Genomic DNA, 26,305 nt, shown 5'->3' with positions numbered 1-26,305 from the left:
TGCACGGGTCTTAGGTCCCTAACCTGCGGCGCGACGAGGCTGTTAGTTTGCAACCATGGCCAGACCCAGCAATGAGGATCACCGGACATCGGGGCCGCCGAACGACTACATGTCGGCCGCGACTGGCGTAGTTGGGGCTATTGCGCCCTTCATGCACACCGGCCAGTACCTCGTGCAGTCGTGGCGCGAGTACTTTGGCCACGCATCGGACGAGCTTCCGATCGCACGTCCGACGGTAGCCATTGCGGCACAAGCCTTTCGCGATGAAATCGCCATTATGGGCCTCAAGATGCGGCGGCCGGTCAGTCATCCTGAAGTGTTTGAGCGCATCACTGAGGAAGTGACCGCCGCGTTGGATTTCTTCGGCGACAGCGGGTTGCTGCAGCATCCCGAGCGGTTCTTCGCCACGCCTCCAACGCTTTCCGAGGTCACGGTCCACAAGGTGAAGGGGCGCAAGCCCTCGTTTTATCGCATCCGCTATGACAGCGAGTACCTGCCACATCCTGGCGAGCCCGGTGCGCAACGGTGGCAGACCTACACCGCCAATACCCATGACTATGCGCTGTTACTGCGTCATGCGGAACCGCGACCCTGGTTGGTGTGCGTACACGGTACTGAGATGGGCCGCGCCGCAATTGATCTTGCCCTGTTTCGGGCCTGGAAGTTGCATGAGGAGCTCGGCCTCAACATCGTCATACCGGTCCTGCCGATGCACGGACCCCGGGCGCGCGGATTGCCGAAGGGGGCCGTGTTTCCCGGCGAAGACGTGCTGGACAACGTGCACGCGACGGCCCAGGCGGTCTGGGACATCCGGCGGTTGTTGTCCTGGATCCGCTCACAGGAGCCTGACTCACGGATTGGGTTGAACAGTCTTTCGCTGGGCGGTTACATCGCGGCGCTGGTCGCCAGCCTCGAAGAAGGACTTTCCTGCGCGATTCTCGGTGTACCCGTGGCCGATCTTGTCGACATCCTGGCCCGCCACTCCGGTCTTCGTCACGATGACCCTCGGCTGCACACGATGAAGCTAGCCGCACCTATCGGGCAGATGGTGTCACCACTGTCGTTGACCCCGCTAGTGCCCATGTCGGGCCGGTTTATCTACGCCGGCATCGCTGACCGCCTGGTGCATCCCCGAGAGCAGGTCAACCGTCTCTGGGAGCACTGGGGTAAGCCCGAGATCGTCTGGTATCCGGGCGGTCATACCGGATTCTTCCGCTCGCAGCCGGTACAGAGCTTCGTTTGGGATGCTTTGCAACAGTCTGGACTCCTGGATGGCCCACCGACGCGCCGCGCTCGCCCTGCTTAGTTTGAGACGAGATGGAACCGCTCGATCCGCTGGACGCCGCGATGATGACCGCGGAGTTGATATCCAACCCGATGCACGTCGGCGCTTTGCTCATCTTGTCGCCTCCCCCCGATGCTGGGCCGGACTACGTCGACGAACTGTATGCCGCGGCGACCAAGTGTGAATCGGTTGACCCGCGGCTGCGTAGATATCCGCATCGTGGTCTCGATACCGGGGGTATCTGGGTCTGGCGCGAAGTGGATACCGTTGACTTCAACCAACATTGCCAGCGACGCACGCTCTCTTCAGAGCGGGCCGAGTTGTGGCCGTTGATCGGTGAACTGCATGCCGAGCGCCTCGACCGGTCGCGTCCGATGTGGATGTCGTATCTGATCGACGGTCTCGATGGTGGACGGTTCGCCTTCTACCTCAAGGTGCATCACACCGTTGTCGATGGTGTGGCGGGATTCCGGATGATCGCCGATGCGCTGAGCTCCGACCCACAAGTCCGTTCGACGGCACCGTTCTATGCCGACCGTAGTGGCGAACCGGAGGTCCCCACGGGGCCGGGCGGATTGGTGCGTCGCCTGGTAGCGCCGATACGTTCGGTAGTCGAAAAGGCGACGTCGGGAATCGAGTTGGCCGAACACGTCCTGACGGGGGAACTGCAGACCGTCATCGACAGCCTGGTCGGGCACAGGACGGTGTTGCCGTTCGGAGCACCTCATACGAGGTTCAATTGCCGTCTGGGGCCGCAGCGCGCAGTCTGCGCCGCCAGCTGGACCAAGAGCCGGATTCGGGCCGTGCAAGACGCGGCAGATGTGACCGCCAACGACGTAGCAACCGCAGTAATAGCCGGCGTGCTGCGTCGATGGCTGAGTGACCGTGGGGAACTGCCCACTCAATCACTGGTCGCGAGTTGCCCGATCACCGTGCGTAGCCGCGCGAGCGATCCTGCAAACGAACAACACGGCAACATGTTTGGGCTCTGGATGTGTCCACTGGGAACCGACCTGGACGACCCGGCGGCACGTCTGCAGCTGATCCACCGGTCGATGGCCGAGGGGAAACGGTGGGTGACCAAACGTGGGTCGACGGCATCGCTGGTAACCAACGCCGGAAGCATCGCCGCGACGGTGATCTCGCCGCTGCTGCCTTTCACGCCAAAGGTTCGTACCGGATACAATCTGCCGATCTCACACGTGCCAGGTCCGCCCACCGAAATGTACTGGAATGGAGCGCATGTCGAGGACATCTACCCGGTGTCGACAGTCTTTGACGGCCAGTCGCTCAACGTGACGACGTGCTCATACGCCGATCGGATCGGATTTGGATATGTCGCCGGTGCCGAGGTGATGCCCGATATCCAAGCATTGATCCCATTGACCGAGGCGTGCCTCACCGAGCTCGAGTACGCGGTCGGCGCACGCCGTTGCTGAGCTTCGCCTTTGACGACTTACGCGACATACTGCCGTGCGATGTTCAGCGGTCGCGTCACTTCCTGGAATCTGCGCGATCGGCATATGGCGCAGACGCTGGACGCGCTGCTGAAGCATCTGGATCGCCACAGTCAGAGTGCGTCATCCCGAATAGTCGTGTGGGCTCACAATTCTCACGTGGGTGACGCGCGAGCGACCGAAGTTAGTTCAGACGGTCAGCTCAGCCTGGGGCAACTTGTTCGGGAACGATACGGTGACGAATGTCGCCTCATCGGACTAAGCACGTACACCGGCACCGTCACCGCCGCGAGCGAATGGGGCGGCGGCGCACGGAGGTGGCAGTCTTCGTCGCCCCCGCGTGCGCTGTTATTAACCTCCGCGTCAAACAGTGGTCGGGCCACATCATCGTGAGTAGTCTGCAACTGGCGTTGTAAGCCCGCAACGCTAACTACGCTACGCCAGTAGCCGTCGTGGAAGGTCTGACTCAGGTGGCCAGCGACGAAGGCGGCTCGGCTTTCGCCGGACTGGGTCGGCCAGCTCTGGTGAGCCAGATGCACCAGCAACTCGACGAGTTGTTGGCGGCGCGCGATCAAATGGCGCAATTGCTACGCGTGATCGTCGAGATCGGTTCCGACCTTGACCTCGACGCGACTTTGCGACGGATCATCCTCGCTGCTAGAGAGTTGACTTCTGCTCCGTACGGGGCACTTGCTGTCCGGGATCCCGAAGGAACTTTGCTGCGGTTCGTCCATGCCGGGATAGACGAGGCGACCGCGCAGCGGATCGGACATCTGCCAGTGGGCAAGGGGGTGCTGGGCTTGTCGCTCAGCGAGACGCCGGCGCTACGCCTTGACGACCTGACGTCGCATCCGGCCGCCGTCGGCTTCCCGGAACACCATCCACCGATGCGCGCCTTCCTGGGTGTGCCGATCACGATCCGCGGGACGGTGTTCGGCAGCCTGTATCTGACCCACGTCGACCCGGACCGGGCGTTCTCTGAATCCGATGAATTCGCGGCTCGTGCCTTGGCATTTGCGGCCGGCGTCGCCATCGACAATGCGCAGGTGTTTGCGCGCGAACGCACGTCGGTGAAGTGGATGGAAGCTAGTCGCGAAATCACCACCGCCTTACTAGTTTCCAGCACAGAGCGGCGGGGGCGACCGTTGCAGCTGATCGCTGAACGCGCGTGCGCGTTGACAGAGTCCGAGCAGGCCATCGTCCTCATACCGATCGACGCTGACCTGCCGCCGGAAGAAACCGACACATTGGTCGTCGCTGCGGCCGTAGGGGTCAACGCCGACGACGTCATCGGTCATCGAGTCCCGGTGGAAAATTCCACTAGTGGCAGCGTCTTTCGCTCCGGGCAGCCGTTGATCACCGAATCCCTGAAGTATCCGATCGAGGCGTTCACCGACGTCGGGCAGCGCTCCGCCATCGTGATGCCGTTGCGCGCCCACGATCACATTTCCGGAGTCATCGCCCTGGCACGCAGTGCCTATCAGACGCCGTTCGACAGTAGTGATCTCGATCTGGTCGGCCAGTTCGCCACCCACGCCGCCATCGCCCTCATGTTGGCCTCTGGCCAGGAAAATGCGCGGCAATTGACCATTCTCGCTGAGCGCGAACGCATCGCACACGACCTGCACGATCACGTCATCCAACGGCTCTTCGCCGCTGGGATGGACTTGCAGGGCACTCTCGCTCGAGCACGTTCACCTGAGGTCGTCAGCCGGCTCAACCGCACGCTCGACGATCTACAGGGGATCATCGAGGAGATTCGCACCACGATCTTTCAGCTGAAGTTGCCGTCGGGTTCCGATGGCGGCTTCCGCCACCGCCTCCAAGGGATCGTGGCCGACCTGACCGAGGATCGGGACATCGTGACTACCGTCCACATTGACGGCCCAATGAGTGCCATTGATGGCGAGATCGCCGAACACGCCGAAGCGGTCGCGACCGAGGCCATCAGTAACGTGGTGCGCCATTCATCCGCTTCGAGGGTGACGGTCGAAGTCAGCGCCGCCGACATGCTTACGTTGGCCATCACCGACAACGGGTGTGGCATACCGGTCGGCAATCGTCGGCACAGCGGCTTGGCCAACATCGTGCGTCGTGCCGAACAACTCGGCGGCACATGCGAAGTCGCGAGTCCGCCGGAGGGGGGCACTCGGGTCTGCTGGACGGTGCCCCTTCCCGATCGATGATGCGTTCCTGCTTCGCGTGGTCAAATCACGGGCGCTGTGGGCAATCCGGGGTCATTCCGCGTCGGCGACGGGAAAACGAGTGCCGGTGCACAACATCAAGTCGTCGCCGTCTTGACGGGATGCTTTGGGGTGCGGGTCGTGCTATCAAGCAATTGCTGAGGGGAGAGAAGAAATGTCAACTGCCATCAAGCGTTATGGCATCGTCGTCGCGGTCGACGGATCCGCCGCATCGGACGCGGCCGTGGAGTGGGCCGCGAGGGACGCCGCGCTGCGGCACCTCTCGTTGACCTTGGTCCACGCGGTGAACCTGACTCCAATGTGGCCCACGGGGCCGATGCCCACCGGCATCTCGGTATGGCGAGAAGAAGACGGCCGCCAAGTCCTCGAACGTGCGTACCAGATGGTCGAAGAAGTCTTATCGAACGACCGGAATGTGGAGATCAAGCGTGAATTAATCTGGGCGCCACCGCAACCCGCGCTTATGGAAGTATCCGATGAAGCGGAGATCGTCGTCGTGGGTAGCCGCGGCAGGGGAGCGCTGGCCCGCGGCTTGCTCGGTTCCGTCAGCTCCGCTTTGGCCAGGCGCGCGAAATGTCCGGTCGCGGTGATCCGTGAGGAAGATCCGTCGCGCCCCGTTCCTGCGCAAGGTCCCGTCGTGGTGGGGATTGATGGCTCGCCAGCGTCGGAGCTCGCGACAGCGATCGCTTTCGAAGAAGCCGCGCTCCGCGGTGTCGAATTGCGGGCGGTACACGCATGGAGCGATATCGATGTCACTGAAATTGCAGATCTGGATTGGTCTGCGCCCGGCGAGGAAGCTGAGCGAGTCCTGGCCGAACGTCTCGCCGGTTGGCACGAGCGCTATCCCGATGTGACGGTGCGCCGATGCGTCGTGAGCGATCGACCGGCCCGACGTTTGATCGAGGAATCCGAATCCGCGCAGCTGGTCGTCGTGGGCAGCCACGGTCGCGGCCATGTCAGCGGCGCACTGTTGGGTTCGGTCAGCAACGCCGTCCTGCATTCGGTCCAGTCGCCGATAGTGATAGCGCGGCCGTCTTAGAAGCGCGCTAGAACGCCCGCCCTTTGTCACGTACGGCCTGCACCGGCTTGTTGGGCTCGGATAGTCGACCGATAGGGTCGATTCGTGACTGCCGACTCCATTAGTGCTACCGAGCGACTGTTTACCCTTGCCGAGCAAGTCCAAGGTTTCATGCCCCCCGATGAAGGCCGTGCGCTCTTTGAGGCCGCGCGTCGATACCTCGACGGTGGCATCGGCGTCGAGATCGGAACTTACTGCGGCAAGTCGACTTTGCTGCTAGGGGCAGCGGCCCAAGAGACGGGCGGGGTGATCTACACGATCGACCACCACCATGGCTCCGAGGAGCACCAAGTCGGCTGGGAATACCACGACCCGTCGCTGGTCGACGAGGTCACGGGCCTGTTCGACACGCTGCCGGCGTTCCGGCGCGCGCTCGACGCCGCCGAGCTGGGCGACCACGTCGTCGCCGTGGTGGGGAAGTCCCCGATTGTGGCTCGGGCGTGGCGAACTCCGCTGCAGTTCTTGTTCATCGACGGCGGACATTCCGAGACCGCCGCGCGGCAGGACTTCGACGGATGGGCGAAGTGGGTGACCCCGGGCGGGGCTCTACTTATCCACGATGTTTTCCCGGACCCGAAGGACGGCGGTCGACCGCCATACGAAATCTATTGCCGAGCAATCGATTCTGGTCAGTTTCAAGAGGTCGCGGTGACAGGCTCGCTACGGGTGCTGGAACGGACCGGCGGGCAGGCGGGCGAGCAAATCCCTGCGTGAGTGCTTTCGCGGCTGCTGACCTAGGACCGGCGAGGGCCCGCCGCGATGCACTCGCAATCGAAGTCGGCCTGCAATCCCATCGGCAGGTGGTCGCCGCGGAAAATCCCGGCACCAGGTGTGGTGTTCGACAGTGCGTCGGCGGCCAGGATCATAGCTGCACCCGTCCAGGTGGTGCGCTCCTCGGGCCAACGCTTGCCGTCGGCGAAGACCAAACCCGTCCAATAGGACCCATCGCCCTCACGCAGGTGCTGCATCGCGCGAAATTGCTCTTGTGCGGCCGACTGCTTGCCGATGGCGTCGAGCGCCATCACCAGTTCACAGGTTTCGGCGCCGGTCACCCACGGTCGGTCATCGACGCAGCGAATGCCGAGGCCGTCGACCACGAAGTCGTTCCAGCGCTGCTTGATTCGCACGCTGGCCGCCGGGCCGCGCAGCGCGCTACCCAGAATGGGGTAGTACCAGTCCATCGAGTAGCGATCCTTGGTGGTGAACACCTCGGGGTGCTCGGTGATCGCATGGCCCAGTCGGCCTAACGCGAACTCCCATTCCGGCTGCGGTTCCCCGACCAGTTCGGCCAGTGCGAGCGCACACCGGATGCTGTGGAAGACGCTCGCATTGCCGGTGAGCAGGGCTTCGGGAAGCGGGCCGGCAGCGCTTCGAGCCCAACAGATCTCGCCATAACCGACTTGTAGGTCAATGACGAAATCAATCGCCTTTTGCACCGTCGGCCACATCGCCACACCGAAGGATTTGTCGCCGGTGACCAACACGTAGTGCCATACGCCGGTCGCGATGTAGGCGCAGAAGTTGCTGTCGCTGTTGCCGTCTTCGATTGTCCCCGAGCGGATCTGGATCGGCCAGGAACCGTCGGCTCGTTGGGTGCGTCGACACCAGTCGAACGCGGCCCGTGCGGGTTCCAGCAAGCCGCAGACGGTGAGCGCCATCGCGCACTCGACATGATCCCATGGGTCGGTGTGTCCGCCCTCGAACCACGGGATGGCGCCCGATGATTCCTGGGACGCGGCAATGGACAGCGCCGTCTGTCGGGATTGTTCGGAAGTCAGGATTCCCGAAACCGCCGGAGCTTTAGCCAGATGCAACTGAATACCCCTGCGTCGCTTCACTTTCTACGGTCTGCGGCTTGGTGAAATACATTGCCACGCTCTTGCCGACCAGCGGATTGAGCAGCGACTCCGCCATCCGCGTGATCCTCGGGCGTTGCATGAGATCCCACACCAGGAGCTTGTGATATGCCGTTACGGCGAAATGATCGGTGTTCGAAACGCCGACAGCGCATTTCAACCACCAGAACGGGGAATGCAGTGCGTGCGCATGATGAGAATGGGTCAATTCCATTCCACCGCTGATGATCTTGTCTCGCAACTCGTTGGCGCGGTAGATGCGTACGTGGCCACCCTCGTTGCTGTGGTATTCATCAGACAGTAGCCAGCACACCCGCTCGGGCAGCCATCGCGGGACGCTGACCGCCAGGGTGCCACCGACTTTGAGCACTCTGATCAGTTCGGCGATCGCTGCGTCGTCCTGCGGTATGTGTTCCAGAATTTCCGAGGCGATGACACAGTCGAAGGTCTCATCTGGATACGGCAGGTGCAGCGCGTCACCGAGAACCGCTTTGGCGGACGCCGCATTGGGCGCTTCGCCCGCCTCGGCCATGGCCTTGAGCATGGTGTCCACCGAGCGTAATTCGTCGGCGTCTTGGTCGAAGGCGATGACGTCGGCCCCGCGCCGGTATGCCTCGAACGCGTGCCGGCCGGCCCCGCAACCCACGTCGATGACGGTGGTGGACGGCCCGATGCCCAGTCGGTCGAAATCGACTGTCAGCATTGGGTGGTCCCGTCGGCTTCCCGGGCGGTAGTGGCCTTGCGGGCGATGGCCCGTTCGTACACCTGCACGGTCTGGGCGGCCACGGCGTCCCAGCTGAAGACGTTCACCGCGCGCTTTCTGCCCGCGCTGCCCAGGCTGCGCCGCTTTTCCGGCGAATCGAGTAGGTCACCGAGCGCGTGGGTCAGGGCGGCGACGTCGGCCGGAGGAACCAACTCGGCGCACGCGCCGTCGGTGCCGACGACCTCGGGGAGTGCGCCCACCCGGCTGGCCACGATGGGGGTGCCGCTCGCCATCGCCTCCACCGCAGGCAGCGAAAACCCTTCGTAGAGCGAGGGAATGCAGGCTACTTCGGCGGAGGCGAACAACGCCGCCAGTTCGGCATCGGAAAGCCCGTTGGCGATGTGGACGATGTCGGAGATGCCGAGTTCGGCGATGAGTTTCTCGGTGGGGCCGTTGGGTTCTACCTTGGCCACCAGTCGCAATTCGAGGTCGTGGTTGACGCGAAGTCGAGCGATCGCGTGCAGCAACGTGCTCACCCCTTTGAGTGGGGTGTCGGCGCTGGCGATCGCGATGATCCGGCCGGGCTGTCGGGGCTGGGTTCCCGGCTGGAACAACTCGGTGTTGACCCCGAGGGGCACGACGTGGAGTTGGTCAGGCGAAACGCCGAAGTCGGTGACGATGTCGGCTGCCGACGACGACGAAACGGTCAGCAGGTCAGGGATCTGACGCGCCACCTTCTTCTGCATAGTGGAGAAGCCGTACCACCTGTGCACCAGGGGTTTCCGCCACCACGGTGCGGCGGCGAGGTCAAGGGCGCGGTCCCGGGTGATGGGATGGTGCACGGTGGCCACTACCGGCATGCCGCGGCCGGCAATGGTGAGCAGGCCGGTTCCCAGGCATTGGTTGTCGTGCACGACGTCGAAGTCAGCAGCCCGGTCTGCCAGCAGCCGGGCGGCCCGCAATGCGAAGGTGCGGGGTTCCGGGAACCCGGCGGTCCACATGGTGCCGAGCTCTAGCAAGTCGATCGAATCGCGAATCTCACTCGGCCACGGGACTCGGAAAGGGTCGGGTTCTCGATACAGGTCCAGGCTCGGAACCTCGGTCAACCGGACTCGAGGGTCGAGCAGTTCCGGGTAGGGCTGTCCGGAGAACACCTCGACCTCGTGGCCAAGGTCAACCAAGCCGCGGCTGAGCTGGCGCACGTAGACGCCCTGTCCGCCGCAATGGGTCTTACTGCGGTAGGACAGTAAGGCAATTCGCATACTTAACCCTTCCGAGCCTTATCCGGGGGCAAAACGGCTGCGGAGGGGCGCTCCTGACTCCACTGCGATTAGCAGCACTGCTACAGCCCCCCATCGCAAACTGGACACCTGTCCACCATATCTAACGTGGTATGGCGTGCTCAAACGCAGGTGGGCGACGGACGAGGGATCGTCGTCAGGGCGTGCCGGTCGCGGTGTGAGCTACGCCATACTGCTCTCGCTGGGCGGCACTTGAGTGCGCGGGCCGTGCCATTTCAGTGCTTCGAGCGCGACGGCGATACGAACGGTGTTGCGCTCCAACGGCCGAGGAAGAAGCCGTTGCGCGGCGTCCAGACGGCTCAACAAGGTGTTGCGATGGATGTAGAGCTGCTGGGAAGCGCGCGCGGCGTTGCACTGCTCGTTGATGTAGGTCAGCAGCGTATTGCGCAGTACGTCGCTCGCCGAAGCGAAAGCGCCCAGCGTCTTTTCGATGAATTCGTCTGACCGATCCGGCCTTTGGGTCAAGAGGGCGATCATGTGGACGTCGTCGGAAAATGCGACCTGCTGTCGCGACTGCAGCCGCACCATCATCTGCTGGGTTGCGAGCGCATCAAAGTGGCTGCGGCGGAAGCCCTCGATACCCTGCGCGGTTTCGCCAAGGGCGATCCGCAGGCCGGGCGTCTTTTCGACTAAGTCGCGGATCCTGTCGGCTTCGAAGGGACCGGCGTCCTTCATCCACACCCAGCGAGCTGCCGGGCTGGACGTCACAATCAGTGAGCGCGGGCACCCGACGGCCTGGCTGAGTTCCTCGGCCATCCTGTCCAGCAGGTGGTACTCGTCCTCGTACTGATCGCACCAGATGACGGCGGCGGTGTGTCGTCCACTGAGGGCATAACCGAGGCGCGCTTCGGCGCGGCTGTGGTGCATCGAGTCACCGTCGAGGATGAGCTCGACGATTTTGCGGCGTTCGACCAGCACGCCCTGGGCCAGCTCGTGGTGTTCCAGCTGCATCTGCCGGCTGATTCCGACGAGCGTGGCGTCGACGAAATCGCTGGCCGACTGCGCCATCACGGTGAGGAGTTCGCGCAACTCGTCCGGGTCAGAGGTGAGCTCGAAAACGATATTCGTCCAACGTTGCAGGGCAAGGTTCTGGCCGACGCGATAGATGTCGAACGCGGTGATACCGACGTCGCGGCGTGCCAGGATCCGCGCCATGCGCAGCGGTTCGGGGCCGAGGTAGGGGGCCACCGGCGCGCCCGGAGCACGCAGGTGAGCGGTCGCGAAATGGATCAGAGTCGTGCGGTTGGACAAGCTGACCGATTGGGCCAGAGCGGGGTTTTCGATGATGGTGGGATCGGTGACCACCGTGGCCTGGTCGAGCTCTTCCAGCCACTCCGGGCTGGGGTTGAGAGCCATCCACGCTCCCTGGCGGATCAGTTCACGAATCCGCGGAGTCAGCTGGCTATCTGCCATGGGCGGCCATTCGGTTGCGGGTGCGGTGCGGGTACGCAGCTTCATCGGAATCTCGCATGCTGTTGAGCCGGTTTGGCGGGCTGTTGCGGGTGATGTGGGGTCTGAGCGCTGGTGGAGCAAGTAACCAGAATGCTACATAAACGTATCCTATACAGTCAAGCATCTTATACCTAAACGTATGCGATACATGTGCGGCTGACTCGCCTTGGCCGTAGGAACACCCCTTGAACTGCGGGTTCGCTCAAGAGACGGGCGCCGCTGGGCCGTTAGACACGGGACCCGGAGGGTCATGTGCCTCCCTAGCCGGGGAAGCGGGCACGGGGCCGGCGGCCGGTCAAGGCCGCGGAGTGACCCGTGCGTTAGGGGAGGGGAGGTGCCGTCGGCGTCCAACGCGACGACTGGTGGCTAACCTCCGGCACCTGGTCGCAGGTGCCGTTCGGCTGGGCTCAGCTGGTGGTTGTCACCAATTCGGCATCCTCGGCCGAGTCCTTGCTCGGCTTGGGCCACGGCGACGGGACGGGCCGCTGGCGAACCCGTTGGGGCCACCAGAACCATTTGCCTAGCAGCGCGGCGATGGATGGGGTCATCAACGACCGGACGATCAGCGTGTCCAACAGCAGACCGAGACCGATGGTGGTGCCGACCTGGCCGATGACGATCAACTTGCTCACCGCCATAGTCATCATCGTGAAGGCGAAGACCAGGCCGGCCGAGGTGACCACCGAACCGGTGCCGCCCATCGAGCGAATGATGCCGGTGTTCAGGCCGGCGTGGATCTCTTCCTTGAATCGGGACACCAGAAGCAGGTTGTAGTCGGCGCCCACGGCAAGCAGGATGATGACCGACATCGCGAGCACCATCCAATGCAGTTCGATGCCGATGAGGTGCTGCCAGATGAGCACCGAAAGCCCGAAAGATGCACCCAGGGAAATCAACACGGTGCCCACGATGACCGCCGATGCCACCACGCTTCGCGTGATGATCAGCATGATGATGAAAATCAAGCACATGGAAGCGATTCCGGCGATCAGAAGGTCGTAGTTGCTGCCTTCCTGCATGTCCTTGAAGGTCGCCGCAGTGCCGCCGAGGTAGATGTTCGAGCCCTCCATGGGCGTGCCCTTAAGGGCCTCATAGGCGGCCTTCTTGATCGCGGCGATGTGCGAAATGCCTTCCGGCGTCATCGGATCGCCGTCGTGGCTGATGATAAAGCGCACGGCGTGGCCGTCGGGGGAGATGAAGTTCTTCATGCCCCGTTTGAACTCGGGGTTGTCGAACGTCTCCGGCGGCAGGTAGAACGAGTCGTCGTTCTTGGATGCGTCGAACGCTTTACCCATGGCGGCCGAGTCTTGCTGCGCCCGCTGTTGCTGTTCCAGCAGACCCTTCTGGGTCGAATACATGGTCAGCATCATGGTTTTCATGTTCTTCATGTTCTGGATCATCTCGGGCATCAGCGCATTCAGCCGCGGCATCAGCGTGTCGAGATGATCCATCACGGGCATCAGGCTCTGGATGTCGTCGGTCATGATGTCGACGCCGTCGAGCGCGTCGAAGACCGAACGCAAAGACCAGCACACCGGGATGTCGAAGCAGTGCTTCTCCCAGTAGAAGTAGGCCCGGATCGGACGGAAGAAGTCTTCGAAATCGGCCATGTGGTTGCGCAATTCGGCGACGTCCATCGTCATCGCGTGCATCTTGCCGACCATGATGTGCATGTCGTTGGTCATCTGAGCGGTGATGTCCTGCATCTCGATCATGCTGTCGATGGTCGTCTGCATTTCCTCGGACTGACGCAGCATGTCCGCGATCTGGTCTTCCTGGTACTTCTGCGTCATCTGCTGGCTGACGCCTTGCATGCTGATCTGGAAGGGGATCGAGGTGTGCTCGATCGGCGTGCCCTGCGGTCGGGTGATGGCCTGGACGCGGCTGATGCCGGGCACCCGGAAGATCGACTTGGCGATCTTGTCGATGACCAGGAAGTCAGCGGAATTGCGCAGATCGTGGTCACTTTCGATCATCAGCAACTCGGGGTTCATGCGGGCCTTCGAGAAGTGCCGATCCGCGGCCGCGTAACCGGCGTTGGCCGGTAGATCCGCGGGCAGGTAGTTGCGGTCGTTGTAGTTGGTCCGGTAGCCGGGCAGGGTGAGCAGGCCGACCAGCACGATGCCGATCGTCAGGACCAGCACCGGTCCCGGCCACCGCACGACCAGTGCGCCGACCTTGCGCCAGCCGCGAATCCGCTGGGCCCGCTTGGGCTCGAGGATCTGGCGGAAACGCGATGCCACCGAAATGACCGCAGGACCCAACGTCAGCGCCGCGAAAACCACGACCACCATGCCGATGGCGAGCGGGATGCCCAGCGTCTGGAAGTACGGCAGGTTGGTGAAGTGCAGGCAGAAGGTGGCGCCGGCGATGGTCATGCCGGATCCGAGCACCACGTGGGCGGTGCCGTGGAACATGGTGTAGTACGCGTCTTCTCGCGATTCGCCGTTGGCCCTGGCTTCCTGGTATCGGCCGATCAGGAAGATTGCGTAGTCGGTGGCGGCGGCGATTGCCAAGGTGACCAGCAGGTTGCACGCGAACGTGGAGAGCCCAATGATCCGGTGGTAGCCCAAGAATGCGACACCACCCCGGGCGGCGGCCAACTCCAAGACCACCATCGCCAGCGTGATCAGCACCGTGATGATCGAGCGGTAGACCATCAGCAGCATCGCGATGATCACGAGGAACGTCGTGGCCGTGATCACTTGGAGGCTGCGGTCGCCGGCGATGTGTTGGTCTGCCTCTAGTGCGGAAGGTCCGGTGACGTAGGCCTTGACCCCGTTGGGTGCCTTGACGCTTTCCACGATGGCTTGGACGGCCTCGACCGAGTCGTTGGCTTTCGTCTCACCGAGGTTGCCGACGAGATAGACCTGGACGTAGGCGGCCTTGCCGTCGTTGCTCTGCACGCCGGCTCCGGTAAGCGGATCGCTCCAGAAATCCTGAACGTGCTCAACGTGTTCCGGATCGGCCTCGAGCTTCCTGACGATCTGGTCGTAATAGGCGTGGGCCTCGGCGCCCAGCTGATTCTCGCCTTCCAGCACGATCATCACCGAGCTGTTGGACGAGTATTCCTGGAAAACTTGGCCGACGCGCTTGGTCGCGATCACCGATTGTGCGTCGTCCGGGCTCATCGAGACCGAGACCATCTTCCCGACCTCGTCCAACTGCGGCACGACCGTGTTCAGGACGGCGATTAGCGCAATCCAGGCCAGGATGACGGGTACGGCGAAGGTGCGAATGAACCGCGGAATGAACGGCCGGGCTGCGTGTTTGGCGACGGGAATGGCGTCGGTCCGAGCGTCGTCGGCTCGCACGTCTTCAGAGGTGGTACTCATGCGGATTTCACCAAGCAGGAGGTCAGGGCGTGCACGCCGTTGGCAATCCTCTCGTCCTTGATCTCGTCGTCCACCGTGATCCGGCAACCGAGGTAATCGCCGTCGCTTTGCGCCGAGATGGTCGGGAAGACCGAAGGCGCGGTCGTGGTGAGGACCAAAGTCCACGGCAGCGGCGCGTTATCCAACCGCTGGGGCTCGGCGTTGAGATCCAGGTAGTTCACGTTGGCGTGGCTCGCCGCGCCGAAGATCTCGTACTTGACGACCTTGGGCTTGAATGGCTTGGAGTCATCGACCTTCGTACCGCCCACCGAGGCGGATTGCTCGGCGATGAAGAAGGACTTGACCCGTGTCACGGCGAATCCTCCGACTGCGAGGACCGCCACGATCAACAGCGGCAACCACGCGTTGCGCACGATCTTGGATATCCCCATGCGTGGCGATTTCCTTTCCCGTCCCTGCGCGTGATTCACGAGATATACGGTGCTGCAACGGATTACAGCGGTAATGCGTATTGATGGTCGATCAGGCCCCAGGCATGGCCGGGCATGGTCCGCGACCGCTGGCGCCGGCTACGGCGCACTCCGCGATGAGCGACCGCACCAGAACGTCACCAAAAGGTCACGATACATCATGTGCAGTTTTTGCAGAGTATGCAAGTTTATGTGTTGGCGGTCACGTCAATTACCGCGTGAAGATGCTGTTGACCAGTGCGGCGGCGCGCTCGACGTAGGGCATCGGCGTGTCGTCGGTGTCGGTGGGGTCGCTCTTGGACCAGCGCTCGATGCCCGAACGCACGGCCGTCAGCGCCAAAGCCGATATCAGTGCCGGTATTTCATCGTCGGGGCTCATGCCTTGGCGTCGAGCGACGATGTCGGTCAGCTGGGACTGGAATCGCTCCAGGTCGGCGAGGAACGCCGCCAGCACCGCCGGGGTCGTCTTGGCCAGGTCCAGCATGCACACGGCTTGTTCGCGTTCCGGTGGCATGTCGCGCAGGTGGTGCGCTGCCAGCGTGATCAGTTCGGCCAGGACCACCGGATACGGGGCGGGCCCGGCGGCGATGAACTCGTCTGCCAACTCCGGTGGGAGATCGGAAGGGCCGTAGGCAATTGCTGCTTCCTTGTTGGGGAAGTAGTTGAAGAACGTACGGGCAGAGATACCGGCTCGGGCGCAGATTTCCTCGATGGTCACCTTGTCCCAGCCGCGCGCTTGCGCCAGTTCCACCGCTGCTCCACGGATGTCCGCGCTGGTTTGGCGGCGCCGTCGCTCGCGGAGGCCCAACTGATTCGCCATGCCCACCATAATTGCACGTTCTGCAAACTTTGCAGTCCGAACGGGCGTGACCTGCCCCTCGAGCGTGAATCAGGCGACGCTGAATCGGCGTGTCATGTCGTGGGATTCACACTCAGGGCGGCCACGGCTTATCGAAGATTGTGGTCCCGACGCCAGCGGGGTTGTAGTCGATGTAGACGGGCTGGTACCAGAACGGCAGGAAGCCGGTGTTCATCAGGCCCGAGGTAATCACCGTCGGCTTGTAGTTGTTCGTGTTGAACGAATACAGCGGCTGGGTCATCGCTTGATCCGCATAGACATAAATCCAAGTGTTCGGGGGCAGCGTTCCGGAGCCGATGACGGATGAAGGGATGGTGCCCTGCACGCCCCCGGAGTCGATGATGGACGGGACCTGCTGCGGTGCTCCGGCGACGCCAACTTTCACCCAGAGGTTGGCAATTGGCGATCCAACGATCGATATGTTGTCGGCCGGGTTGGGCAGCGGGTTCGGGCCGAACCACAGCCTGCCGCCCGGTATGTCGATGAGCGCGCCGGCGCTGAGGTCGCCCGGCAACGCCTGCGTCGGGATGCTGGGACCCGGGCCGACGGCGTTGGGCCCCAAGCCCAGAACCCCGTCCACGCCAGCCGTCTCGAAGTAAGCGTCGAACGGGGTGACAAACGGGTTCTGCAAGAAGTTTCGGATATATGCGCCCATCGCGAACGGAGACGTCGGGATCGAGAGGAGCACGACGTTGACGTTCGTGGGTCCGGCGACGATGCCATTGCCGAAGTCCACCGTTGTCGGGTAGGAGGCGAAGAGGTAGGTCAATCCGCCGCTGTAGGCACTGACGCTGACGCCGCCGGTCGGGATGCCCATCTTCAGCAATCCCGGTAGACCGCCGATGTCTTTCATCTGGACGACGAGGCCCTCGGATCCGGTGTCGACCAGAATCGGCGCATAGTTTCCACCATTGACCGACAGTTGCACGACGGGCTCGGTGCCCGCGACCAGTGACATCGGGACCGTTCGGCCGTCTAGGCCAGGTCCGCTGAAGCCGGTGCCACCCCACAGCAGGCCGGCACTGCCGCCGACGCCGCCCGTGCCAAGCTCCCCCGACGTGCCGAGGCCGCCGGCCCCGCCGTTTCCACCGGTCCCCAGCAGGTAAGCCCTGCCTCCGGCCCCTCCGGCCCCACCATTATCAAGAGTGGTCGATATGCCGCCGGTGCCGCCCCAGCCGCCGTTGCCGATGAGCCATCCGCCCGCCCCGCCGGCCCCACCAGCGGCGTCCGCCCCGCCGACACCCCCGGCGCCGCCGTTACCGATCAACCCTGCGGCGCCGCCGGCACCGCCGCCTACGCCAGGTGTCGTCGAGGAATATCCGGCTCCGCCGTTGCCTATCAGCAGGCCGCCGGCACCGCCGTTAGGACTGGCTTCGGTGCCAGGCGCTCCGTCGCCGATCAGCGGACGCCCCAGCAGCAATTGAGTCGGCGCGTTGATGACACCCAAGACTTCGTCCAGCAGCGGTACCGCCGCCGCCGCTTCGGCGGAGGCATACGCGCCGGCGGCCGAGTTCAGTGTCAACAGGAACTGCCGATGAAAGGCGCCGACCTGCGTGTTGAGCGCTTGATACTCGTTGCCGAACCCGGCGAATAACGTCGCGACCGCAGCGGATACCTCGTCCGCTGCAGCGGCGGCGAGTTGGGTGGTCGGGGCGGCCGCAGCCGCGTTCGCCGCGTTCAGCGCCGCGCCGATACTCTCCAATTCCGCTGCCGCCGAGCTGAGCCACTCGGGCGCCACGGTTACGAACGACACGTTGCCCCTCTCGCGTCAATCACCCGGCTGTGTGGATGAAGCCTAACCATTTCCCGCCCCGCTGGCGCGGCTTCCGCAAACACCTTTGCATCTCATCGCATACTCACAGAAAGCCGGTTACGCCCAGCGGTCATGGGGTTAACCGCCTGTTTCAGGCCGGGGCCTTTGAGCGCGCGGCGTCTAGTGGTTGATGTGCAGTGGGCCGATGCCGATCAGGTGGTCGCCGACGAGGCCGATGCCGATGTTGTGGTTGCCGGTGTTGAACAGGCCTTGGTTGAAGGTGCCGTGGTTGCCGATGCCCAGGGTGCCCAGCAGGGGCAGGGGCAGGCCGCTGTTGGCGATGCCGGTGTTGGCGATGCCGATGTTGAGTTGGCCGTTGTTGGCGATGCCGACGTTTTGGGCGCCGGTGTTGAAGAAGCCGACCAGGTCTGTGCCGGTGTTGTAGGCGCCGTAGCCGCCGATGGTGGTGATGTTGTTGGGGTCGACCGGGACCAGTGGGCTGACGTTGCCCAGGCCCAGGTTCAGGCTGCCGAAGTTGTTGACGCCGAAGTTGTAGTTGCCGGTGTTGAAAAAGCCGACGTTGCTTTCCCCGACGTTGCCGTAGCCGATGTTGGGGAACAGGGCAGCACCAGGCAGAGCCAGCTGGGCAGCCGCCGCCGCGGCTTCGGCGTGATAGCCCACCATCGCGGCCACGTCCCGCGCCCACATCTGCTCGTAGATGGCCTCCGCCGCGGCAATAGCCGGCGCGTTTTGGCCGAAAAGGTTCGAAAGAACCAGGGACACAAAGCTGGATCGGTTGGCCTCGATCAATGCCGGGGGGACCGTGGCTGCCAGCGCCGCCTCGAACGCCCCCGTCACCGATTGAGCCTGCGCGGCGGTGCCGGCAGCCTGAGCTGCCGCCGTGCTCAACCAGCCCGTGTAGGGCGCGGCGGCCGCCAGCATCGCCTGTGACGCTGGGCCCTGCCACGCGTCAGCTGCCAACGCGGAAGTCAGCGATGAAAACGATGAGGCCGCCGCGTCCAGCTCCTCGGCCAAGGTATTCCAGGCGGCCGCAGCCTCCAGCATGGGAGCCGACCCGGCTCCGGAAAGCATCAGCGCAGACGTGATCTCCGGGGGCAATACCAAAAAGTTCATTTCCTGCTGGCTCCTTTCCGGGCGTCGGTGCTGCAATGTCCGTTGTCTGCGGTTCAGGGGAGGACCCTGGCGCTCTGTTGAAACATTGCGCTACCGCAAATAATGCAATACGGGATTGAATAGGGTGTGGAATTCAACGAGATTCGGAGAGGTATTAATATTTACGGGCGCGTTAGTCACGGACCGCGAGCAGCCTTGCTAACCTGATGGCCGGGCTAGTCCTTGTCACAGAACCGAGAGCGTGACCAAAAGGGAGAAACGATCCCGCCATCCGCATCAGACAGTCAGCATGTCGACCTCGTCCCGGTCGGCACGCCGATTGATTTAGATAACTGCGCCCGCGAGCCGATACACATCCCGGGCAGCATTCAACCGCGGGGCGTGCTCGCCGTCGTGCATGAGCCCGATTTCGCGATACGCCACATCAGCGCTAACGTCGCCGACCTGCTGGGCCGCTCCGTCGAGGCGGTGCTGGGTCAGCACCTGTCTGCACTGATCGGCACCGAAGAGGCCGCGCGCATCGAGAAGGCCGCGTCCACGTTCAGTGATCTGCGTCAACGCAACCCGATCGAGTGTGTGATCGACGTGGACGGCGAACTGAAGAACTTCGACGCCATCCTGCATCGCGACCCGGGCCGCGTCCTGCTGATCGAACTCGAGATCGCCTACGGCGAGCGGCCGTTCTCCTTTCCTAACACCTATCAGGCGGTGCGCGGCTCGGTGGAGGAGCTCAACCGAGCCGCCACGTTGGGCGAGTTGTATGACACAGCCGCGCGTGCGGTACGTGAACTCACCGGTTTCGACCGCGTGATGGTGTACCGCTATGACGCGCACTACAACGGCGAGGTCGTCGCCGAGGCAAAGCGTGACGATCTCAATTCGTTTCTGGGACTGCATTACCCGGCGTCCGATATCCCGGCACAAGCCCGCGCTCTCTACGAAAAAAACTGGATACGGCTGATCTCGGACGTCCACTACGTGCCTGCGCCCGTAGTTCCGACCGTCGACCCCGACAGCGGCACGCCGCTTGACCTCACGTACGCCACCCTGCGCAGCGTCTCGCCCATCCACATCGAGTACCTACAGAACATGGGCGTGACCGCATCGATGTCGATCTCGCTGCTGCGACACGGACGTCTCTGGGGGCTCATCGCCTGCCATCACTACGACGGTCCGTACCTGCCGCCGTTCGGTGCCCGGGTGGCGGCCGAATTCCTTGGATCGACCCTGTCTCTGCGACTCGTCGATCGCTTCGAGGGCGACTTGCTGCAAGAACGGCTCGCCGCGCAAGCCTTGCTCACCAAGCTCACCGCGGCCACCTTGGACGACAGGGAATCGCTCTCGGCGGTCCTGCTCGGAGCGCCTGACCTGCTCGATCTCGTGCCTGCCGACGGCGTCGTCGTCGACATCCAGGGCGACCACCGGGCGCAGGGAGCAGTTCCGTCCCCGGAGATCGTGGCTGCTGTCGCCGCCTGGGCACGCGGGGCGGGTGAGGAGATCGCGAGCTGCGAGTGCCTCGCCGATGAGCTACCCGACATCGGTCTGGACCCGCAGCTGGCTGCCGGAGCGCTCGCGTTGAACCTGCCCGACGGACAGTACGCAATCTGGTTCCGCCGCGAGGTGCTGCGCTCGGTGGACTGGGGCGGCGATCCGCACAACAAGACCATCGCGGTAAGCGAGGGCGACGAATTGCGCCTCAGTCCGCGCAAGTCGTTCGATCGGTGGCGCGAGATCGTGCGCCTGCGCAGCGAACCTTGGACGCAGAGCGAGACGGAGTCAGCAGAGACGTTGCGACGCCACCTCGTCGAATCCCTGTACCGCCGCGCCCGGGGTGCGCTGCGGCTGGCCGAAACCCTGCAACTCAGCCTGCTGCCGGAGTCGATACCCGAACTTGCCAACTGGAAGCTGTCCGCGCACTACGAACCGGCCTCGGGCGACAACGTCGGCGGCGACTGGTACGACGCATTCAAACTGCGCGATGGCAGGCTGATCGTGCTGATCGGCGACGTCGCCGGGCACGGCGTCAACGCCGCAGGCACGATGGCGCAGCTGCGCAACGCCTTACGCGCGCAGTTGTTCGCCGGCGCCACGCCGGCCGAGGCGCTGAACCAGCTCAATGAGTTCTGCGTGCATATGCTGCCCGGCGCGTTCGCCACGATCATCGCCGCCCGGGTCGACCTCGATTCCGGACAGGTGGAGGCCGCGTCCGCCGGCCATCTGATGCCGTACCTACCCAACCCGGCGGCACCCTCCGGGAACCCCGCGGTACAGGCCCCGATACGTCTCTCGCCACCGATCGGCATTGCCGGCGTCACGTACACGCCCAGCACGTTCACGGTGGAGCCCGGGCACGCGTTGGTCATGTATTCCGATGGTTTGGTGGAACGACGCGGGGAGTCGATCGACGACGGTCTGGAAAGGCTGGCCGAGATTCTTGGTCGTTCGCGTGACGTGACCGCGTCTTGGATTTGGAGTTCGATGGCGTGGGGCAATACCGACGACGACGTCACCATCATCACCCTGCGCCGCTCAGCGACCGGTGAGTAATCGGTCCCCGATACCGGTCATCGCGCTCACCGGTCATCTTGGTGCCGGCAAGACGACGCTGCTCAACCATCTGCTGCGAAGTCCCGGAACCCGAATCGGCGTGGTTGTCAACGACTTTGGCGAACTCAACATCGATGCCGGGTTGGTAGCGGGCCAGATCGACGAACCGGCATCGATCGCCGGCGGGTGCATCTGCTGTCTGCCCGATGACGGCGGCTTGGACGAAGCTCTCACAAAGCTCGCAGACCCCGCGCGCCGCCTCGATGCCATCATCGTCGAGGCCAGCGGTGTGGCCGATCCGGTGTCGATCGCGCGAATCATTGGTTTTAGCAAAGTTTCCGGGGTACGTACCGGCGGCATTGTCGACATCGTCGACGCCGCGAATCACTTCGACACCGTCGACCGCAGCCAGTTGCCCCCGGCGCGCTACGGCGCCGCGTCGCTCGTCGTCGTCAACAAGCTTGACCAGGTGCCCGAGGACGAACGGGCCGCGGTGGTGGAACGCGTCAAACAACGGGTGGCGCAACGTAACCCACGCGTGGTCGTGGTTGGTACCACCGCTGGCAGAATCGATCCCGCCCTGCTTTTCGATACGTTGGACGAGCCTGATCCATTGGGGCAGCTGTCGTTTCGTGACGTGTTGCTTGCCTCCGACGGCCCAGACGAGGCGCACGACCATGTCCATGCTGACGCGGTCACAGTCAGCTGCGACGACTGCATCGACCTCGACGCGCTGTTGGACCTCCTCGCACAGCCGCCATCGGGTGTCTTCCGGCTGAAAGGCGTGGTGGCAGTTCGGCAGGGCCGGTCGGTCCGGCGCTACGTCGTCAATTTGGTCGGCAACGCGATCCACATCGACAAGCTGCCGCCACGTGCCGACGGGAGTTGTCTCGTGGCGATCGGGATGCACCTGGATGTTGAGGCAGTACGGACAGCACTGGCCCGGGCGTTGCGGCCCGCCGCGGGCGCTGCGTCGGCGTCAGCCTTGCGGCGACTGCAGAGGTATCGGGGGATGGGCGTCTGAGTGTGGTCCAGACCGGCGGTGGGTCGTTGCCGGCGGTCAGGCAAGATACTCCCGATGTCATCCTCGCTCGACGACGTGCTCGCCACCCTGTCGCTGACAAGGGTGGATGACTGGGACTTCATTGGTCAGCAGTTGCCCGCACCGGCCAACCACATCTTGGGGGGCCATATCTCGGCGCAGGCGCTGTTCGCGGCGAGCCACACCGCACCGGGCCGGGTGCCGCACAGCGTGCACACTTACTTTTTGCGGCCGGGCGATGCGCGGCTGCCGGTGGACTTCGAAGTGGTTGATCTGCAAGAAGGGCGGACATTTTCGGCGCGTCGAGTCACCGCTCGCCAACACGGCAAGATTCTCATGGAGACGATGTCGTCGTTCAAGGTCGCCGATCCTGCTGCCGCCCAAGTCGTTTACCAACCGACGATGCCGGAGGCGCCGGATCCGGAAACATTGCCGCGGGTGGCACCGCACTTGGCCGAGTCCGAAGGCAACCCTGCCGGACGGTGGGCAAGCCTGCGTTGGTTCGAGCGGCGCGTCATCCACGCTGAGAATGCGCCGCCCGCATGGTCGCCGATGTGGTGGCGACCGGACGGCGATGTTCCCGACGACCCGGTGCTGACCGCCAGCCTCGTGGCATATTTGTCGGCGGTGACATTGACCGAACCGGCAATCGTCGCGCAGGGGGGAGTCGCTGACTCGGCGCAACGTGATCATTCGGTGTGGTTCCACGGGCCAGCGGTACTGTCGGATTGGCTTCTCTACGACCGGTGTTCGCCCAGTAGCGCCGACTCGCTGTCGCTGGCGAGCGGAACGATGTTCAACCGCAACGGCGACTTGGTGTGCACGGTGCGCCAGGAAATGTACTTTCCCGCGCGCCGCTCCTGAACGGTTACTGGCTTGCGCGCGCTACGGCGGAATGCCCGGCGCTTTCGGTCTGGGCGCCTTCGCCGCGGCCTAAAGCGATGGTGGCCATGACCATCGCGACGACAGCGACCGGTAGCACTACGACTCCCAGCTCGCTCACGGTCAGGTACTCGCCGAGCACGTTGATGCCGAGGACGACCGCGACGATCGGTTCTCCGACCAGCATCACCGGTACGGACGCTTGCAGTGCTCCGGCCCGGAAAGCCCACTGCTGCAGACCAGTAACCACGACCGCCAAGGTGACAAGAACGTACGGGGCTGGGTCGGTCAGCAGTGCATGCCATGAGCCGACGGCGAATCGGTGGGTGCACACCTTGGTCAACACCGCGACCATCCCGAGCCCGACGGCGACCGCCACCCCCAACGATGTAGCGCGGACGCGACCGGTGCTGCGCCGGGCCACCACCACACAGATCACCGAAACCGGCACGATCCAAGCGAGCGCAATCGTCCAGGCCGGCACCGGGGGACGGTAGTGCCCTTCGCGCGGTTGGCCCACCAGAACGAATGCCGATAGGGCCGCAGTCAGCAACAGCGCCCACGCCCATTCGATGCCCGTGACACGGTGGCCTGATCGCCGCGCGCTGAGCGGCAGCACGAAAAGCAGTGAGGACACCAGCAGTGGTTGCACCAACAGCAGCGAGCCGTGTGCCAGTGCGATCGCCTGAAACACGTACGCGGTGATTGCTGCGCCCGTCCCGGCCCACCACAACGGGTCCCGGAGCACGGTTGCGCCAGACTCATCGACGGCCGGACGTTGCAGGGCGGCTTGCCGAACGACGATGCCCACCGCGGCAACGAACGCGGCCAACAAGGCCGAGCCGATAGCGACCGCGTGTGAGACCAGCCAATCCATGTGTCCGCCTATACCCCCGGCCGTCGTCGCTGACTCCGGCACCGCCCGACAACCCTCGGCCGTCATGACTAGAGGCCGTCGCCGGGCGGGCCGACGCCTTGCCGGTACCGACTGTACCAATCGCACTGCGGTACAAGACTATTCGTCACTGTGACGTATTGCGGTGAGGCGAGCCCCCTTGTCGGTTTCTCCACGGGGTGGTCGTAAACGCAGGTGGTGTATCTAAGGTGCATCATTGGTGTATGTCGCGCACCAACATCGACCTCGATGACGGCCTCGTCGCGGAAGTCATGCGACGCTATGGCGTGTCGACCAAGAAGGAGGCTGTCGACCTAGCGCTGCGTCGCTTGGTCGGCGCTCCGTTGAGCCGCGACTTCCTACTCGGCCTCGAAGGGGTCGGTTGGGGCGGCGACCTGGACGCGATGCGACACGACCAGCCCGGCGAATTCGCGTGATCCTGATCGATACTTCGGCATGGATTGAGTACTTTCGTGCGACGGGTTCGTCGGCTGCGCTAGAGGTCCGCCGCTTACTTGCCGAACAAACCGACCAGATCGCCATTTGTGAACCGATCGCCATGGAAATCTTGTCCGGCGCGATTGATGACGCGGCACACGCCCAGCTCGAGCGTCTTGTGAATGGGTTGCCGTCGCTGGACGTCAATGTCGCGCTCGACTTCCGGACGGCGGCGCAAATCTACCGTGCCGCGCGGCGAGCGGGGCGGACGATCCGTAGCATCAACGACTGCCTGATCGCGGCCGTCGCAATTCGACACAACGCGCACGTTGTCCATCGTGGCGCGGATTTCGACGTGATCGTCGCAATGACGTGTCTCGTCGCGACATCCCTGCGTTGAGGTGGTGGGTATCCGATAACGCCTGCGGCGCAGCGCAATTCGTCACAGTGACGTATTGCGTGTTGCGGGCGGAGAGTGGTGGGAGGGCCGCTAGGCGCTCCGAGTGGAGGCCAACTCCGCGGGTGTACTCGACCCGTCCGGCGTCGGACCCGGGATCTGTTATCAACGGCGCGGGCGGGTCATGGGTTGGTGTCGGGGGCGCACTGGCATGTCGATGGGGGCGCATGGCGAAACATGCGCTGAGCTGCCCGAACGTGGCTGTAGGCACCGCCGGGTCGGCTACCTCGCATAATGCTTTCTACCGATAAGCGACATTATGTCAAGTTGTAAGTTGGTTATTCGCATGTAATGCGAATACGTCTGCTTGTGATATTGCCCCGGCGTGGAGGGACTTGCGTTGTCTCACGGGTTGATTCGCTTGGGCGCGGTCGCGGTTCCCCCGGCCTAGGTGCATCGTCTTCGGCCAGGTTCTGTGCGATGCCTGGGTGACGCTGACCTGCGTCTTCGGCGCATCTGATTGCAGTATTCGCATTCTGAATGCAGAATATGCAGTCGTTGAGGAGGTCGGGTGGACGCGACGATGGGCCAGTTGGTGTATCTGCCGGCCGGTGTGGCTGGCCCGGATCCGGATGCGTTTCTTGGTGACGTTCTGACGGGTTGGCGGCGGGCACAGCTGGCGCAGAACTTCTCGCCTGACACGGCGCGGCGCCGGGTGGCGTCGGTGTTGCGGATGGGCGACTTCGTGGGCTCGTATCCGTGGCAGTGGACTGCGGCCGATGCCGATGATTTCTTCGGCCACCTGCGCGGTGTTCGTAACCTCGCCCATACGACGGTGCGCGCCTACCAGACCGATGTGAAGCTGTTCCTCGATTACGCCACTGATCCGGCTTACGACTGGAATGAGCACTGCGGGCGATTGTTCGGAACGGTGTTTTCTCAGGTCATTACCGAGTTCAATAGGGCGCGTCACGTTCAGGCTGACGACGCGCGGCCGCTGAAGCGGCCCTTCACTCCTACCGAGCTGCAACAGTTCTTCGACCTGGCCGACCTGGAGCCCGAGCGGATCCTCAATGCTGGACGAAAAGGCGCTTTGGCGGCGTGGCGAGACGCGGTCGCCTTCAAGACCCTCTACGGATGGGGCTTGCGCCGCAACGAGGTCTGAGGTTCCCCAGGATTGGTGGACATCTGAGATAGCGGGACGGTGGTCCCCTGGA

General features: G+C 63.7%; 20 protein-coding genes and 2 pseudogenes. 12 read left to right on the top strand and 10 right to left on the bottom strand.

The genetic code is table 11. The features are described from left to right. Positions 1 to 109 precede the first annotated feature (109 nt). The 6 genes and pseudogenes from G6N68_RS14640 to G6N68_RS14615 all read left to right on the top strand — a co-directional run bounded on the left by G6N68_RS14640 (position 110) and on the right by G6N68_RS14615 (position 6,738). Complete coding sequence (locus G6N68_RS14640) at positions 110 to 1,306, top strand: alpha/beta hydrolase family protein (protein WP_240355754.1); 1,197 nt, start codon at positions 110 to 112, stop codon at positions 1,304 to 1,306. Between the two features lie 11 nt (positions 1,307 to 1,317). After that, positions 1,318 to 2,724 (top strand): wax ester/triacylglycerol synthase family O-acyltransferase, encoded by a 1,407-nt coding sequence (locus G6N68_RS14635; protein ID WP_163713424.1) that lies wholly within the window; start codon positions 1,318 to 1,320, stop codon positions 2,722 to 2,724. Positions 2,725 to 2,751: 27 nt separating this feature from the next. Beyond that, positions 2,752 to 3,135 (top strand): annotated as a pseudogene (locus G6N68_RS14630) (erythromycin esterase family protein); the annotation flags it as partial. A 140-nt stretch (positions 3,136 to 3,275) separates the two neighbouring features. After that, on the top strand, positions 3,276 to 4,928 hold the full coding sequence (locus tag G6N68_RS14625) for a sensor histidine kinase (RefSeq protein WP_205351481.1): 1,653 nt from the start codon (positions 3,276 to 3,278) through the stop codon (positions 4,926 to 4,928). Positions 4,929 to 5,100: 172 nt separating this feature from the next. Continuing rightward, complete coding sequence (locus G6N68_RS14620; protein WP_163713420.1) at positions 5,101 to 5,985, top strand: universal stress protein; 885 nt, start codon at positions 5,101 to 5,103, stop codon at positions 5,983 to 5,985. A 150-nt stretch (positions 5,986 to 6,135) separates the two neighbouring features. Next, a complete protein-coding gene (locus G6N68_RS14615) occupies positions 6,136 to 6,738 on the top strand; it encodes a class I SAM-dependent methyltransferase (RefSeq protein WP_163718611.1) in 603 nt (200 codons plus the stop codon). Positions 6,739 to 6,758: 20 nt separating this feature from the next. Here the strand turns inward: G6N68_RS14615 and mmpH are convergent, their stop codons facing one another. The 9 genes and pseudogenes from mmpH to G6N68_RS14570 form a co-directional block, all read right to left on the bottom strand. Further along, positions 6,759 to 7,838 carry an MMP endo-(1,4)-3-O-methyl-alpha-D-mannosidase gene (mmpH, locus tag G6N68_RS14610; RefSeq protein WP_163713417.1) on the bottom strand — a complete coding sequence of 360 codons (1,080 nt, stop codon included), beginning with the start codon at positions 7,836 to 7,838 and terminating at the stop codon, positions 6,759 to 6,761. Continuing rightward, positions 7,825 to 8,583, bottom strand: coding sequence for a class I SAM-dependent methyltransferase (locus tag G6N68_RS14605; protein ID WP_163713414.1), 759 nt, complete (start codon positions 8,581 to 8,583; stop codon positions 7,825 to 7,827). The genes mmpH and G6N68_RS14605 overlap by 14 nt, the downstream gene beginning before the upstream one ends. Continuing rightward, the gene (gene manT, locus G6N68_RS14600) at positions 8,577 to 9,845 is read right to left on the bottom strand and encodes an MMP alpha-(1->4)-mannosyltransferase (protein WP_163713411.1); all 1,269 of its coding nucleotides are present in this window, start codon (positions 9,843 to 9,845) and stop codon (positions 8,577 to 8,579) included. Before manT ends, G6N68_RS14605 begins: the two co-directional genes overlap by 7 nt. Positions 9,846 to 10,046: 201 nt before the next feature. Next, entirely contained in the window at positions 10,047 to 11,297 is a 1,251-nt protein-coding gene (locus tag G6N68_RS14595; protein WP_163718608.1) for an Rv1453 family transcriptional regulator, read from the bottom strand. 446 nt (positions 11,298 to 11,743) lie between these two features. Further along, positions 11,744 to 14,671 (bottom strand): MMPL/RND family transporter, encoded by a 2,928-nt coding sequence (locus G6N68_RS14590; protein ID WP_163713408.1) that lies wholly within the window; start codon positions 14,669 to 14,671, stop codon positions 11,744 to 11,746. Then, positions 14,668 to 15,102, bottom strand: coding sequence for an MmpS family transport accessory protein (locus G6N68_RS14585; protein WP_240355476.1), 435 nt, complete (start codon positions 15,100 to 15,102; stop codon positions 14,668 to 14,670). The genes G6N68_RS14590 and G6N68_RS14585 overlap by 4 nt, the downstream gene beginning before the upstream one ends. A gap of 250 nt (positions 15,103 to 15,352) precedes the next feature. Beyond that, positions 15,353 to 15,961: a TetR family transcriptional regulator gene (locus G6N68_RS14580; RefSeq protein WP_163713404.1), complete on the bottom strand. Its 609-nt coding sequence runs from the start codon at positions 15,959 to 15,961 to the stop codon at positions 15,353 to 15,355. Between the two features lie 112 nt (positions 15,962 to 16,073). Then, complete coding sequence (locus G6N68_RS14575) at positions 16,074 to 17,753, bottom strand: PecA family PE domain-processing aspartic protease (RefSeq protein ID WP_163713401.1); 1,680 nt, start codon at positions 17,751 to 17,753, stop codon at positions 16,074 to 16,076. Between the two features lie 417 nt (positions 17,754 to 18,170). Continuing rightward, positions 18,171 to 18,887, bottom strand: a pseudogene (locus tag G6N68_RS14570) (PPE family protein); the annotation flags it as partial. Between the two features lie 261 nt (positions 18,888 to 19,148). On the opposite strand from G6N68_RS14570, the gene G6N68_RS14565 reads away from it, so the two are divergent. From G6N68_RS14565 to G6N68_RS14555, 3 genes are read left to right on the top strand one after another with little or no spacing between them, the layout of a single operon-like run. Next, positions 19,149 to 21,434, top strand: a complete 2,286-nt coding sequence (locus tag G6N68_RS14565) for a SpoIIE family protein phosphatase (RefSeq protein ID WP_163718605.1) — start codon at positions 19,149 to 19,151, stop codon at positions 21,432 to 21,434. After that, a complete protein-coding gene (locus G6N68_RS14560) occupies positions 21,427 to 22,458 on the top strand; it encodes a CobW family GTP-binding protein (protein WP_205351339.1) in 1,032 nt (343 codons plus the stop codon). Before G6N68_RS14565 ends, G6N68_RS14560 begins: the two co-directional genes overlap by 8 nt. Before the next feature lie 54 nt (positions 22,459 to 22,512). After that, on the top strand, positions 22,513 to 23,340 hold the full coding sequence (locus tag G6N68_RS14555) for an acyl-CoA thioesterase (RefSeq protein WP_163713395.1): 828 nt from the start codon (positions 22,513 to 22,515) through the stop codon (positions 23,338 to 23,340). Between the two features lie 4 nt (positions 23,341 to 23,344). Here G6N68_RS14555 and G6N68_RS14550 read toward each other — a convergent pair whose 3' ends face one another. Then, positions 23,345 to 24,235 carry a DMT family transporter gene (locus G6N68_RS14550; protein ID WP_163713392.1) on the bottom strand — a complete coding sequence of 297 codons (891 nt, stop codon included), beginning with the start codon at positions 24,233 to 24,235 and terminating at the stop codon, positions 23,345 to 23,347. Between the two features lie 242 nt (positions 24,236 to 24,477). Here G6N68_RS14550 and G6N68_RS14545 point away from each other — a divergent pair, with 242 nt between their 5' ends. The 3 genes from G6N68_RS14545 (at position 24,478) to G6N68_RS14535 (ending at position 26,253) form a co-directional block, all read left to right on the top strand. Next, complete coding sequence (locus G6N68_RS14545; RefSeq protein ID WP_205351338.1) at positions 24,478 to 24,690, top strand: type II toxin-antitoxin system VapB family antitoxin; 213 nt, start codon at positions 24,478 to 24,480, stop codon at positions 24,688 to 24,690. Beyond that, the gene (vapC, locus tag G6N68_RS14540; protein WP_163713385.1) at positions 24,687 to 25,091 is read left to right on the top strand and encodes a type II toxin-antitoxin system VapC family toxin; all 405 of its coding nucleotides are present in this window, start codon (positions 24,687 to 24,689) and stop codon (positions 25,089 to 25,091) included. Before G6N68_RS14545 ends, vapC begins: the two co-directional genes overlap by 4 nt. Before the next feature lie 568 nt (positions 25,092 to 25,659). Continuing rightward, complete coding sequence (locus G6N68_RS14535; RefSeq protein WP_240355475.1) at positions 25,660 to 26,253, top strand: site-specific integrase; 594 nt, start codon at positions 25,660 to 25,662, stop codon at positions 26,251 to 26,253. Positions 26,254 to 26,305: the final 52 nt, after the last annotated feature.

It is taken from the genome of Mycobacterium bourgelatii (assembly GCF_010723575.1).
Taxonomy (GTDB): Bacteria; Actinomycetota; Actinomycetes; order Mycobacteriales; family Mycobacteriaceae; genus Mycobacterium; species Mycobacterium bourgelatii.
This window is presented reverse-complemented; position numbering and strand designations above follow the sequence as displayed.

Bases quoted from the DNA above. Each gene is read 5' to 3' on its own strand.
- G6N68_RS14585 (WP_240355476.1), bottom strand. From the start codon at position 15,102: ATGGGGATATCCAAGATCGTGCGCAACGCGTGGTTGCCGCTGTTGATC.
- G6N68_RS14625 (WP_205351481.1), top strand. From the start codon at position 3,276: ATGCACCAGCAACTCGACGAGTTGTTGGCGGCGCGCGATCAAATGGCG.
- G6N68_RS14580 (WP_163713404.1), bottom strand. From the start codon at position 15,961: ATGGCGAATCAGTTGGGCCTCCGCGAGCGACGGCGCCGCCAAACCAGC.
- G6N68_RS14640 (WP_240355754.1), top strand. From the start codon at position 110: ATGTCGGCCGCGACTGGCGTAGTTGGGGCTATTGCGCCCTTCATGCAC.
- G6N68_RS14605 (WP_163713414.1), bottom strand. From the start codon at position 8,583: ATGCTGACAGTCGATTTCGACCGACTGGGCATCGGGCCGTCCACCACC.
- G6N68_RS14590 (WP_163713408.1), bottom strand. From the start codon at position 14,671: ATGAGTACCACCTCTGAAGACGTGCGAGCCGACGACGCTCGGACCGAC.
- G6N68_RS14595 (WP_163718608.1), bottom strand. From the start codon at position 11,297: ATGGCAGATAGCCAGCTGACTCCGCGGATTCGTGAACTGATCCGCCAG.
- G6N68_RS14550 (WP_163713392.1), bottom strand. From the start codon at position 24,235: ATGGATTGGCTGGTCTCACACGCGGTCGCTATCGGCTCGGCCTTGTTG.
- G6N68_RS14620 (WP_163713420.1), top strand. From the start codon at position 5,101: ATGTCAACTGCCATCAAGCGTTATGGCATCGTCGTCGCGGTCGACGGA.
- G6N68_RS14555 (WP_163713395.1), top strand. From the start codon at position 22,513: ATGTCATCCTCGCTCGACGACGTGCTCGCCACCCTGTCGCTGACAAGG.
- G6N68_RS14615 (WP_163718611.1), top strand. From the start codon at position 6,136: ATGCCCCCCGATGAAGGCCGTGCGCTCTTTGAGGCCGCGCGTCGATAC.
- G6N68_RS14545 (WP_205351338.1), top strand. From the start codon at position 24,478: ATGTCGCGCACCAACATCGACCTCGATGACGGCCTCGTCGCGGAAGTC.
- G6N68_RS14635 (WP_163713424.1), top strand. From the start codon at position 1,318: ATGGAACCGCTCGATCCGCTGGACGCCGCGATGATGACCGCGGAGTTG.
- manT (WP_163713411.1), bottom strand. From the start codon at position 9,845: ATGCGAATTGCCTTACTGTCCTACCGCAGTAAGACCCATTGCGGCGGA.